Origin of the sequence: Sodalis sp. dw_96 (assembly GCF_018449575.1) — a bacterium.
Classification (GTDB): Bacteria; Pseudomonadota; Gammaproteobacteria; order Enterobacterales; family Enterobacteriaceae; genus Acerihabitans.
Genome location: NZ_JAAVUT010000002.1, coordinates 69,963 through 83,256 on the forward strand (window position 1 = coordinate 69,963; position 13,294 = coordinate 83,256).

Annotated in this window: 6 protein-coding genes; 4 read left to right on the forward strand and 2 right to left on the reverse strand. The window is 54.5% G+C overall.

Annotated elements, in window-relative coordinates; translation table 11 throughout:
- The first annotated feature begins 20 nt into the window (after positions 1 to 20).
- Positions 21 to 2,756: a phosphotransferase RcsD gene (gene rcsD / locus HB631_RS03420; RefSeq protein ID WP_213989768.1), complete on the forward strand. Its 2,736-nt coding sequence runs from the start codon at positions 21 to 23 to the stop codon at positions 2,754 to 2,756.
- A gap of 8 nt (positions 2,757 to 2,764) precedes the next feature.
- On the forward strand, positions 2,765 to 3,415 hold the full coding sequence (gene rcsB, locus HB631_RS03425) for a response regulator transcription factor RcsB (RefSeq protein WP_132927300.1): 651 nt from the start codon (positions 2,765 to 2,767) through the stop codon (positions 3,413 to 3,415).
- A gap of 40 nt (positions 3,416 to 3,455) precedes the next feature.
- Here rcsB and rcsC read toward each other — a convergent pair whose 3' ends face one another.
- Together rcsC and gyrA are read right to left on the reverse strand one after the other, a co-directional pair.
- Positions 3,456 to 6,326, reverse strand: coding sequence for a two-component system sensor histidine kinase RcsC (gene rcsC, locus HB631_RS03430; RefSeq protein ID WP_213989769.1), 2,871 nt, complete (start codon positions 6,324 to 6,326; stop codon positions 3,456 to 3,458).
- Positions 6,327 to 6,819: 493 nt separating this feature from the next.
- Complete coding sequence (gene gyrA, locus HB631_RS03435) at positions 6,820 to 9,534, reverse strand: DNA topoisomerase (ATP-hydrolyzing) subunit A (RefSeq protein ID WP_213989770.1); 2,715 nt, start codon at positions 9,532 to 9,534, stop codon at positions 6,820 to 6,822.
- A gap of 400 nt (positions 9,535 to 9,934) precedes the next feature.
- Between gyrA and ubiG the strand changes: the two genes are divergently transcribed.
- Together ubiG and nrdA are read left to right on the forward strand one after the other, a co-directional pair.
- Positions 9,935 to 10,678, forward strand: coding sequence for a bifunctional 2-polyprenyl-6-hydroxyphenol methylase/3-demethylubiquinol 3-O-methyltransferase UbiG (gene ubiG, locus HB631_RS03440; protein ID WP_213989771.1), 744 nt, complete (start codon positions 9,935 to 9,937; stop codon positions 10,676 to 10,678).
- A gap of 321 nt (positions 10,679 to 10,999) precedes the next feature.
- Positions 11,000 to 13,285 (forward strand): class 1a ribonucleoside-diphosphate reductase subunit alpha, encoded by a 2,286-nt coding sequence (gene nrdA, locus HB631_RS03445; RefSeq protein ID WP_213989772.1) that lies wholly within the window; start codon positions 11,000 to 11,002, stop codon positions 13,283 to 13,285.
- Positions 13,286 to 13,294 lie beyond the last annotated feature (9 nt).

Below are 13,294 nucleotides of genomic sequence, written 5' to 3' on the forward strand. Positions count from 1 at the left end.
CCAGTGGCGAAACCCGCTTTATGCAAATTAAGAACCTGAAGTTAACCTCGGCGGCGTTAACCCGCAGCCTGATAGTGTTTATCCTGCTGCTATTGCTGTCGTTATGGCTATTCGGTTTTCATGCCGTCAATGCGTATCTCATTGAAAAGAAACACAGCATGTCTACCCTCTCCGCCGCGCTGCAAAAACGGATCGATACTTACCGCTTTGTGACGGATCAGTTATATGACCTGTCGTTGTCGGCAAGCGGCAGCCCCCAGAACAACGACGGCACGAGCCTGAAAGAATCCCGCCTGCGGCCGGATGTGTTTTATGTTGATAAGCCGCATAAAAAAACCGATGCCCTGATTTTTGGCGTTCATGACGCCACCACGCTGTCCATCGCCGCCAGCATGTCGTCTTATCTCGATATTCTATGGGGTTCGGAGGGCAACGCTTATTCCTTATATTACCTGAACGGCACCGACAACAGCCTGACGTTGATTTCCACCCAGCCGTTGCGGGATACCGCCACCCGTTTTGAAGACAGCTATACCAGCGCCTTGATCAAGTCGCGTCGCAGCGAAATGCTGCAGCAGGCCAATATCCTGGATCAGCGGGAGAGTTTCTCGCCGCTGCGTAAATTTCGCCTGCAAAACGATTATTATGTTACCCAGCGCTTCATCTTTAACCAGCCGGGCCACCTGGCCACCATTATCGCGGTGGATTTACCCATCGGCGATCTTATCCCGCTGAATATGGCGCGGGCCAACTTTTCCCTGGTCGCCGCCGACGATGCCGATACGGAGATGGACGGCGCAGAGGCGAATGACGGCAATGCCGATCGGGATAACACACAAAAAATCGCCAGCCATATTAAAGGGTCTAGCCTGCAGATCGGCACGCGCCTGGTGGATGCACCGTTGAATTTGGTCTATAGGGTGCCGCTGACCAGTTTGACGGTGGATTTGCTGCGCAATAATTTGTGGCCCATCGCGATACATTTTTTGCTGATTGCCTTATCCGTCTTTGGTATTTACCTGATTCGCCAGCATTTCTTACGCCCCAGGGAAAATATGGCCCTCGCCTTGAAATCACGACAGATACTCAGTGAGGAAGTGATAGCCAACCTGCCGCTGGGTTTGCTGGTTTATGATTTCAGCACCAATAACCTGGTGGCCAGCAATAAAATCGCCGACCACCTGCTGCCCCACCTTAGTTTGCAAAAGATAGCCAATCTGGCGGAAGCCCATCAGGGTGTTATCCAGGCCACGGTGAACAATGAAGTGTATGAAATCAGGATGTTCAAAAGCCGCCTTTCGCCGGATACCTACCTGTTCCAATTGCTGGACCATGATAAAGAAGTGCTGGTCAATAAAAAGTTGCAGCAGGCGCAGCAGGAACTGAATAAAAACCATCAGGCCCGACGAACCATCCTGACCAATTTTCAGCACGAGCTGAATCAACCACTGATGGAGATCAATACGCTGCTCGAGGGTTTGCTTCATGCCGGGGCGGAAGAAAAACGCCAGCGCCTGTTGTTTAACCTGAAAACCGAAGTCGGCCGTCTGGGGGCGCTGTTCGACAACCTGCGCTTGCTGACTCAGTTGGAGCTGCAGGACTGGCAGCCGATACAGGAAGCCTTTTCGTTGTCCGCCCTGGTGGACGATTTGCTGGCGGAACGCCTGCCCGCCCTGAACCAAAAGGGCCTTGGCCTGTTTAATCACTACCGGCTGCCTTTTAATCAGCAGCATATCGGCGATGGGGCGGCGGTTAAAAAAATCCTCTCGCTGCTGCTGGATTACAGCATTATCAGCACTCAGTACGGCAAAATCGTTCTGTCGGTCGACCAGGATCCTTCCCGCCCGGATACGGTGATCTTAAGCCTTAGCGATACCGGTAACGGCATTGACGCCAAGGAACTGGCCAACCTGCAGCAGCCTTTTGTCACCCAGGCGCAAAAAGATCGCTATCAGCGGGGCTCCGGCCTTTCCTGGTTTCTTTGCAACCAATTGGCGAAAAAAATGGGCGGCAACCTGGATATACACAGCAAAATCGATATCGGCACCCGCTATAGGGTAAGGTTGACATTGCCTCGTGTGGATATCGCAGAGCAGGATGATAATGAAAAAATTCTTGGCGGCACCGTGGTCATGCTGGATATCGCCAATGAGGAAATACAGGGAATCATTAACGATATGCTGCAACAGTGGGGAGTGGAATGCATCCATCCCGAGGAGCATACGCTGGTGCGGGAACACGATCTGCTGGTGACGGACGATCCGTCGCGTTTGGAGGATTTTGCCATTCTGGTGCAGACCAACGAGGGCGGGATAATCCCTTTGACACCCTGCCGCGTGCAGGTGAATTATAATCTCGCCGCGACTTTGCTCGATGCGGTGCTACAATTAATGGAACTGCGTTTGGCGCAAACCGACACTATTCAACCAGTTGAGAAAGAATCCGTCGGCGACGTGGATGAGCCCGTTCCCCTGCTGACCGGGGACTATATCCCGCTCTTTGTCGAGACAGTACCCGATGACATCAAGAGGCTGTATACTGAAGCCGAGAACGGCGATTTACCCGCTCTGGCCCAGACTGCGCACCGCCTGAAAGGTGTTTTTGCCATGCTGAATCTACTTCCCGGCAAGCTGTTATGTGAAACGCTGGAACAACATATCAAACGCGCTATTATAGAAAATGATAATTCTAAAATCGGCAACGATATCCGCCAAATTGATGTTTTTGTCATTAAACTGCTACAGCATGCAAGGTAGTCAACTTTATGAATAATCTTAACGTCATCATTGCTGATGACCATCCTATCGTTCTATTCGGTATCCGAAAATCGCTGGAACAAATTGAATGGGTAAAAGTAGTCGGTGAATTCGAAGATTCCACGTCGCTCATCAATAGTCTCGGTAAGCTGGATGCAAATGTTTTAGTCACCGACCTGTCGATGCCCGGCGAGAAGTATGGCGACGGCATTACCCTGATTAAATACATCAAGCGTCATTATCCTCAGCTGGCGATTATTGTATTAACCATGAATAACAACCCGGCGATTCTCAGCGCGGTGCTGGAACTGGATATCGACGGCATCGTCCTGAAACAAGGTGCACCCACCGATTTACCCAAAGCGCTGGCCTCGTTGCAAAAAGGCAAAAAATATACCCCGGACAGCGTGGCTAAACTGCTGGAAAGGATTAGCGCCGGCGGCTACGGCGATAAGCGCCTGTCGCCTAAAGAGAGCGAAGTGTTGCGTTTATTCGCCGAAGGTTTCCTGGTGACGGAAATTGCTAAAAAGCTGAACCGCAGTATCAAAACCATCAGTAGCCAGAAGAAATCGGCCATGCTGAAGCTTGGCGTGGAAAATGATATCGCCCTTCTCAATTACCTGTCGTCGGTCAGCATGGCGCCGGTGGATAAAGAGTAACGGTCCGATACCGGCGCGGTTGAACCGGCCGCTCGTGGAATCAGGAATGTTCCTCAAGCTCGCCGCGCCGCTCCCTGACCTTGCGGCTGAATTGGGCCAGCGTCGGTTGCAATACATTCAGTGTGACCGGCTTAGACAGGCAACTGTCCATTCCCGCATCCAGACAGCGTTGTTTCTCTTCCGCCAGCGCGTTGGCGGTCACGCCGATAACCGGTAATACCCTGCCCTGTTCCCGTAAGCGGCGGGTTAACTCATAACCATCCATTTTCGGCATGTTTACATCGCTCAGGATGATATCCACCGACTGCTTGTTCAGAAAACTCAATGCATCCACGCCGTCGTTCGCCGTCATGACCTGATATCCCAAAGAACTCAGTTGATCCGCCAGCAATCGGCGGTTGATGGGATGATCGTCCACCACCAGGATTTTGATATCATTGTTTTCGCCATTCATCGGCGGTGGTGACAGGGTCAATGGCGGCGCCGAAGCCGCCGTCGGTTCACAGCGATAAATTTTTAACAGCAACAACGGCAGTTCTTCGGCAAACGCCGGGCTGACCAGCCACTGGCCGGGGTTGATTTCCAATGCCGGGCCGATATGCGCGATGGAGAAGCGGATCCAGGCGCGATGACTGCCCGAGGGTGCAATCTCATCCTCGCTGATGTACACCTCGTCGTCGCCGATGGCCTCATCGGTATGCCGCTTGATAGTCAGGCCGTTTTCTTCAAGCAGGCGGGTCAGGTAGCGTTCGAGGGCGGTATTGCGCAACGCCTGCCAACAAACCCGCCCGTACATATCGCTGTTGAGCACCTGGTAGGTATTGGAAGCCTCGTACAACGGCAACCGGATGGTGAACTGGCTACCCAACCCGCTTTCCGATTCCAGGGCTATGTCGCCGTCCATCAAATTGACCAGTTTCTCGCAAATCGCCAGACCTAATCCGGTTCCCTGGAATTGCTGGTGTCCATCGCTGCCTAACTGTACGAAAGGATCAAACAGTTTGATTAATTCCCGCTGCTGAATGCCGACACCGGTATCACGGATGCATAACTGCAGGTAGCCGTCGTGGCAAAAGACGTTAATCGAGATACAGCCGCTATGGGTAAATTTGATGGCGTTGTTTAATATATTCGACAATACCTGCTGTAGCCGCACCGGATCCCCGCGCATGCTAAGCGGCACGCCGGGATCGATAAAGCAGTATAGGCCCAGGCGCTTTTTCACCACCAGCGACAAATAGTTGCCGGCGATATGACCCACCACCTCACGAGGGGAAAAACTGCGCGGTTCAATTTTTAGCTGCTCGGATTCGATTTTGGAAAAGTCCAGGATATCGCTGATGATGTTGAGCAATAACGCCGAAGAGTTATTCATTGCCATCACCAGCCGGTCTACTCCTTCCGGCAAATCCTGGGTTTTCAGCAGATCCAGGTTGCCGATAATGCCGTATAACGGCGTGCGAAGTTCGTGGCTGACCGTGGCCAGAAACATGGATTTCGCCTGGCTGGCCTGCTCCGCCGCCGTCGCCATTTCCTGTAAAGACTCTTCCATCCGCACCCGGGCGCTGATATCCACCAGCACACAGATGGCGACGTTTTCATTGAGGTAGCGGGAATGGACGAAGCTTATCTGCAAGTTATTGTTATTGCTGGTCATGACATCAACAAAATTCACCTGCTGTCCGCAGATGATATGTATTATGCGTTCCCGATCCTCAAAGGTCAGCAGACTCAGGTAGTTATGCGCCAGCTCGTTGCTGATGAGGTTCGCGCCGTCGCTGATGCGCAGTATGCAAATACCCACCGGTGCGGAAGCGACGATTTTGCGATTGAACTGCTCGTTTTCCTCCAGTTGCAGCGCATTTTTTTCCGCCGGGGCAAACATTTTGCGCTCAAACATCCAGGTCAGAATAAACAGCAGCATGGCCGAGAGTACGTTTAACAAGAAAGCATTGATAAACAGCGCTTTAAAATTCTCTAAAATCGTCGATAGCGACAGCGAGTAGACAATGCTTAGGGACGTGGGGACCAGGCTCCGTTTCATCACCAGATTCTTGAAGCCTTCCGTATAACCGTAAAAACCGGCCGCCTCAGGATAGGCGCTCAGTTCGGAAACCCGGCGCGCCCCGCCGGACAATGACATCATCGGGGCGTTATTCTGATCCAGCAGCGTAATGCCGATGGGCAGAGTACTGGTGGCGGCAAAATCCTCCAGCCGGACATTCAGCTCAATGCCCAGCAGAGCTTCCAGCTTATTGGCCGCGTAAATCGGGGTTAACATGTAAAAATAGCCGCTGCCGGACCGCTGGCCGGGGACCACCCAATAGAGGTCGTCTTCCCGGTCGTTTTGCCGGGCATTGCGGTATTTAACCACCTGTTGCTGCAGGCTTTTTGGTAAGGCGTTGCCGGCACCGTTATCGGCACGGAGATTGAAATTTGCCATACAGAGGCTTTCGCCGCTGATATAAAAAACCCGGTTCAGGTCGTAACTCTCGGTAAAACTGTCTTTCCAGTAGCTGAGGAAATAGCTCAGCGAATCCACGGAATGTTGATATTCAGTTTCCGCACGGCCGCAATCGGCGTTGGGAGAAAGCGGCGAGTAATCCGGTCGGCTTACCTTGCCGGCCAACAGGCCGCTCATCACATCCGGACCGGGTAAACTGGCGCTGAGGCGGTTTTCCGCCACATATTTTAATCCCCGCATCATATCGGCGGAGCGGGTGAAATAGCTCTGGGCCTGGGCGAAGCTGGTGTTATATTCCTGACGTAAATCGGATTCGCGCTGATGCAAGAGGCTGATAATGTAAAAGGTGGATAACAGCGCCCCCAGCGCCCAGAGCAAAAACGCCAGCGTCCGGAACAGATAGCGGGATATTTTTACCGTTGTGCGAAAGGATGAAAAGTATTTCAAAACTGTACCGTTCCAGTGCTAGAACTGATTAATGCGGGCCTGCCCAGCCGATACACTACCGACCCCGTATAAAAAAAGCCAGCGCAATGCGCTGGCCGATATTGCTGACATCCGTCGGCTGCCTGAAGGAAGTTCCGCAGGTTGGCGACCGAGCCCGGTTGGAACAGCGGACCCACAATGCTAAACAGCGGGAAAGCGTGCCAGTGGGGTCGAAGCGGGCGTGGTTTTTCCGCCCGCCGGAGCGCCCCATGGCACGGTAGGCCCGCCAACACCGTAGCTTGAACCATGACAGGTCGGGACAGGGCGATAGATCGTAAACACGCCGTGAATCCATCCATGGAGGCTCGATCCGCGCCGTCCTGGCGCGGACGGTTTACTCCTCTATCACCCTGCCCCGCCTTATAGACACCGAGTCCGTTTGTCAGCGCCTCTCGGCATGTTGGGCTCACCACCCCCGTACCTTGAACCGTGCCCAGTCGGAACAGGTAGGCCATTAACTGTTCGGGTAGTCTTCACCCTCGTCTTCGTCGTCAGCGTCAGCGTCATCCGCGTCATCCGCGTCGTCGGCATCGTCAATGGCGATATCATCCACGGCGTCATCATCGATATCGGCGTCGTCCCCCGCGTCGTTCTCTTCGCCTTCCGCCAGCCCTTCGACGGTGTCGAGATCTTCGTCATCCACCGGTTCAACCACGCGCTGCAAACCCACCACATGTTCGCCTTCAGCGGTGCGGATGAGGGTAACCCCCTGGGTGTTGCGGCCGACGATGCTGACTTCGGATACCCGGGTGCGCACCAGGGTGCCGGCGTCTGTGATCATCATGATTTGATCGCTGTCTTCCACCTGCACGGCGCCAACCACCTCGCCATTGCGCTCACTCACTTTTATCGAGATCACGCCGAGGGTGGCGCGTGATTTGGTGGGGTATTCAGCCTGGGCGGTGCGCTTGCCGTAACCGTGCTGCGTTACGGTCAGGATCGGACCGTCGCCGCGAGGTATGATCAGGGAAACCACCCGGTCCTTGTCGGCCAGATTGATGCCACGCACGCCGGTGGCGGTACGGCCCATGGAACGCACCTGTCCTTCAGGGAAACGCACCACCTTGCCGTAGGCTGAGAACAGCATGGCCTCGTTCTGTCCGTCGGTAAGATCGACGCCGATAAGTTCATCACCGTCATTCAGGTTGACGGCAATAATGCCGGCGCTGCGCGGACGGCTGAATTCAGTCAGCGCGGTCTTTTTCACCGTGCCGCTGGCGGTGGCCATGAATACATGGCGCCCTTCTTCATATTCACGCACCGGCAGGATGGCGGTGATACGCTCGTTCGGCTCCAGGGGCAGCAGATTCACGATAGGCCGGCCACGGGCGCCGCGGCTGGCTTCCGGCAGTTGGTAAACCTTCATCCAATACAGACGTCCCCGGCTGGAGAACAGCAGAATGGTGTCATGGGTATTGGCCACCAGCAGGCGATCGATGAAGTCCTCTTCCTTGATCCTGGCCGCCGATTTGCCTTTGCCGCCGCGACGCTGGGCTTCATAGTCGGTGAGCGGCTGGTATTTGACATACCCTTGATGGGACAGGGTAACCACCACATCTTCCTGATTGATCAGATCCTCGATATTGATATCGGAGGTATTGGCGGTGATTTCGGTGCGACGGGCATCGTTGTACTGCTCTTTCATCGCGTTGAGCTCTTCGCGAATCACTTCCATCAGCCGATCCGGGTTTTCCAGGATGATGATGAGTTCGGCGATTTGGGTCAGCAGCTCCTTATACTCGTCCAACAGTTTTTCATGTTCCAGCCCGGTCAATTTCTGCAGGCGCAGATCCAGGATGGCTTGTGCCTGTTGGTCGGTCAGGAAATAACGGCCGTCGCGAATACCGTACTGCTCTTCCAGCCATTCAGGCCGCGCAGCGTTGTCGCCGGCGCGTTCCAGCATCGCCGCCACCGTGCCCAGTTCCCAGGAGCGGGCGATCAGGCCGCTTTTCGCTTCGGCCGGGCTCGGCGCATGCCGGATCAATTCGATAATCGGTTCGATATTGGCCAGCGCCACCGCCAGGGCTTCGAGGATATGGGCGCGATCCCGCGCTTTGCGCAGCTCGAAAATCGTACGGCGGGTCACCACTTCCCGACGGTGGCGCACGAAGGCGGAAAGGATATCCTTCAGCGACATGATCTTGGGCTGGCCCTGATGCAGCGCCACCATATTAATGCCGAAGGAGACCTGCAGCTGCGTTTGGGAATAGAGGTTGTTCAGCACCACTTCCCCCACCGCGTCGCGTTTGATCTCGATGACGATGCGCATGCCGTCTTTATCGGATTCATCCCGCAGGGCGCTGATGCCTTCGATACGCTTGTCTTTTACCAGTTCGGCGATTTTTTCAATCAACCGTGCTTTGTTCACCTGGTAAGGAATTTCATGCACGAGGATGGTTTCGCGACCGCTTTTGGCATCGGCTTCCACTTCCGCGCGGGCGCGGATCAGGATTTTACCGCGTCCGGTGCGGTAGGCCTCTTCAATACCGCGCCGGCCGTTGATGATGGCGGCGGTGGGAAAGTCCGGCCCCGGGATATGTTCCATCAGGCCTTCGACGCTGATATCTTCATCGTCGATATAGGCAAGGCAACCGTTGATCACTTCCGTCAGGTTATGAGGCGGAATATTGGTGGCCATGCCCACGGCAATACCGGAGGAGCCATTGATCAACAGGTTGGGGATCTTGGTGGGCATGACATCGGGGATTTGTTCGGTGCCGTCGTAGTTCGGCACAAAATCCACGGTATCTTTTTCGAGGTCCGCCAACAGTTCATGGGCGATTTTCGACATGCGGACTTCGGTGTAACGCATCGCCGCGGCGGAGTCGCCGTCGACGGAACCGAAATTACCCTGGCCATCCACCAGCATATAACGCAGCGAGAACGGCTGGGCCATACGCACGATGGTGTCGTAGACCGCGGTATCCCCATGGGGATGATACTTACCGATGACGTCCCCGACCACACGGGCCGATTTTTTGTAAGGTTTATTCCAGTCATTACCGAGTACGCTCATCGCAAACAATACGCGGCGGTGTACCGGTTTTAACCCATCCCGTACATCCGGCAGCGCACGTCCGACAATAACGGACATGGCATAATCCAGATAAGAGCTTTTTAACTCTTCTTCGATGTTGACCGGTGTTATTTCTCTGGCAAGGTCACTCATTGAGCCGCTATCCCTCTACTAATTGAAGCATCCACCCGGATTTAAAGGTGCCAAAGTATACCATAGATAGGTGATTCTGGGAAAATTGTCGGCGACGAAAACCCGTAGTTATAGTTGTTTCCGCTACCGAATCACTGACCGGATGTCTGGTTGAAGGTATACTGGCTTCATTTCGCTATACCCAAAATACTTTAAGTTGCAGGAAGGCGGCGACGCAGCGAATCCCCAGGAGCTTACTCAGGTAAGTGACTGGGGTGAACGAGGACAAATCTGCTGTGCAGATTTGAACGCTGCTTGCAGCGGCCCCAAAGGGGCGAGGCTCATGATTGAGCCGAGTATTGCCAACGCACCTGCAACTTAAAGTATGACGGGAATATTTAAATACTCAGGAAGGGCCGTTATGAACCGGAAAGTCAGCAACAATTCTCAGGCCGCAGCCGGCAGCGATAATGTGGATCGGCGGGAAATCGCCAAATTCGACGCGGTGGCCTCGCGCTGGTGGGACATGGAAGGGGAATTCAAACCCCTGCACCGCATCAATCCCCTGCGCCTGGACTATATTTTGCGCCATGCCGACGGTCTGTTCGGCAAAACGGTACTGGACGTAGGCTGCGGCGGGGGAATATTGACCGAAAGCATGGCACGGGAAGGCGCGACGGCCACCGGGCTGGACATGGGCGCCGAACCGCTGGCGGTGGCCCGGCTGCATGCGTTGGAGAGCCAGTTGGATATTAACTATATCCAGCAGACCGTAGAAGATCATGCCGGAGAAAATCAGGGCCGCTATGATGTGGTCACCTGCATGGAAATGCTGGAACACGTCCCGGATCCCGCGTCCATCGTTCGCGCCTGCGCACAGCTGGTTAAACCCGGCGGCGACGTGTTTTTCTCCACCCTGAACCGTAATCCCAAGGCGTGGCTGATGGCCATCGTCGGAGCCGAATACCTGTTGCGTCTGGTGCCGCGCGGCACTCATGATGTCGCTAAATTCATCAAGCCGGCGGAACTGCTGCAGTGGCTCGACGGCACTCCGTTGCAGGAGCGGCATATTACCGGTCTGCACTATAATCCGTTGCGGGATCGTTTTACCCTGGGCGGCAATGTCGATGTTAATTACATGCTGCACACCCGTCACCCGCTGTAACCCAGACCAGTTGATCAGCGCCGGCCGGTTGAGGCCGGCTTAGACAACGTTTAATAAATCGACAAATAATATCTTTTTGAATTTTTTATCTACAGCGGTTGACATGCCTTAAGGGCAGACGGAATAGCGCTTTAGTCGGGCTGTTAACATTTCGCCCCCAAGTTATCCACAAAAACCCTCATTTTCGTCCCTTGCAATAACGACAGTAAATCACTATCTTGTTATCAAATTAACAAAAAACCCTATATATAGTGCTTTTCCCCAAAATGAGACACTATTTTTACTTTTCTATAGGGATCACTCAGACAGGTATTAAGCCTCATGAACCAGAGTCTGCTTGTTACAAAACGCGACGGCAGTAAAGAAAAAATCAACCTGGACAAGATCCACCGCGTCATCGACTGGGCGGCGGAAGGGCTCGAGAACGTCTCGGTCTCTCAGGTTGAGCTACGCTCCCATATTCAATTTTATGAAGGCATTAAAACCGCCGACATTCATGAAACCATTATCAAGGCCGCGGCGGATTTGATCTCACGCGACGCGCCGGATTATCAATACCTGGCAGCCCGCCTGGCGGTGTTCCATTTGCGTAAAAAGGCCTATGGCCGGTTTGAGCCGCCCAAGCTTTACGACCACGTGTCGCGGCTGGTGGGCATGGGAAAATACGATAAACATCTGCTGGAAGATTACACCGCGGAAGAGTTCGCCCTGATGGACGGTTTTATCGATCACTGGCGGGACATGAATTTCTCCTACGCCGCGGTGAAGCAGTTGGAAGGCAAATATCTGGCGCAAAACCGGGTCAGCGGCGAAATTTACGAAAGCGCGCAGTTCCTTTATATCCTGGTGGCGGCCTGCTTGTTCTCCGGTTATCCGCGGGAAACCCGGCTGGATTATGTCAAGCGTTTCTATGACGCCGTCTCCACCTTCAAGATTTCCCTGCCGACGCCCATCATGTCCGGGGTGCGTACCCCCACGCGCCAGTTCAGCTCGTGCGTGCTGATTGAATGCGGCGACAGTCTCGATTCCATTAACGCCACCTCCAGCGCCATCGTCAAATACGTGTCGCAGCGGGCCGGCATCGGCATCAATGCCGGCCGCATCCGGGCGCTGGGCAGTCCGATCCGCGGCGGCGAGGCTTTTCACACCGGCTGCATTCCTTTTTACAAACATTTCCAGACCGCGGTGAAATCCTGTTCCCAGGGCGGCGTGCGCGGCGGCGCGGCCACGCTGTTTTACCCGCTTTGGCATCTGGAAGTGGAAAGCCTGCTGGTGCTGAAAAACAACCGCGGCGTGGAGGGCAATCGCGTCCGCCATATGGATTATGGCGTGCAGATTAATAAACTGATGTATCAGCGCCTGGTGAAGGGCGAAGAGATCACGTTGTTCAGCCCGTCCGATGTCCCCGGGCTCTATGACGCGTTCTTCGCCGATCAGGAGGAATTCGAACGGCTGTATACCCGTTACGAACAGGACGCCTCTATCCGTAAAAGTCGGGTCAAGGCGGTGGAGCTGTTCTCCCTGATGATGCAGGAGCGCGCCTCCACCGGCCGGATTTATATTCAGCATGTGGATCATTGCAATACCCACAGCCCGTTCGATCCGGCCGTGGCGCCCATCCGCCAGTCCAACCTGTGCCTGGAAGTGGCGTTGCCCACCAAACCTCTGGAAGACGTCAACGACGAGAATGGCGAAATCGCCCTGTGCACCCTCTCGGCCTTCAACCTGGGGGCCCTGGAGAGCCTGGACGATCTGCAGGAGCTGGCGACCCTGGCGGTACGTGCGCTGGACGCGCTGCTGGATTACCAGGACTATCCGATCCCGGCGGCGAAACGCGGCGCCATGGGACGGCGGACCCTCGGCGTGGGGGTGATCAATTATGCCTATTATCTGGCGAAAAACGGCGTGCGGTATTCCGACGGCAGCGCCAATAATCTGACGCACCGGACGTTCGAGGCCATTCAGTATTATTTGTTAAAAGCCTCCAACGAACTGGCCAAAGAACGTGGCGCCTGCCCGTGGTTCAATGAAACCACCTATGCCAAGGGCATCCTGCCTACCGATACCTATAAAAAGGATCTTGACGGGATTTGCAGCGAGCCGCTGCATTACGATTGGGACGCCCTGCGAACCGACATCAAACGGCACGGGCTGCGCAATTCAACCCTGTCGGCGCTGATGCCGTCTGAAACTTCGTCGCAAATCTCCAATGCCACCAACGGCATTGAGCCCCCGAGAGGCTACGTTAGCATCAAGGCGTCGAAAGACGGCATACTGCGCCAGGTGGTACCGGAATCCGACCGGCTGAAAGGCGCTTACGAGTTATTGTGGGAAATGCCGAATAACGACGGTTATCTGCAGTTGGTGGGGCTGATGCAGAAATTCGTCGACCAGGCCATTTCCTCCAATACCAATTACGATCCGACCCGTTTCCCGGCCGGCAAGGTGCCGATGAAACAATTGCTGAAGGATCTGCTCACCGCCTACAAATTCGGTGTCAAAACGCTGTATTATCAGAATACCCGTGACGGCGCGGAAGATGCCCAGGAAGATATGGAAGCCGCCGCCGAGACTGATGATTGCGAAAGCGGAGCCTGCAAGATTTAAACATGGCCG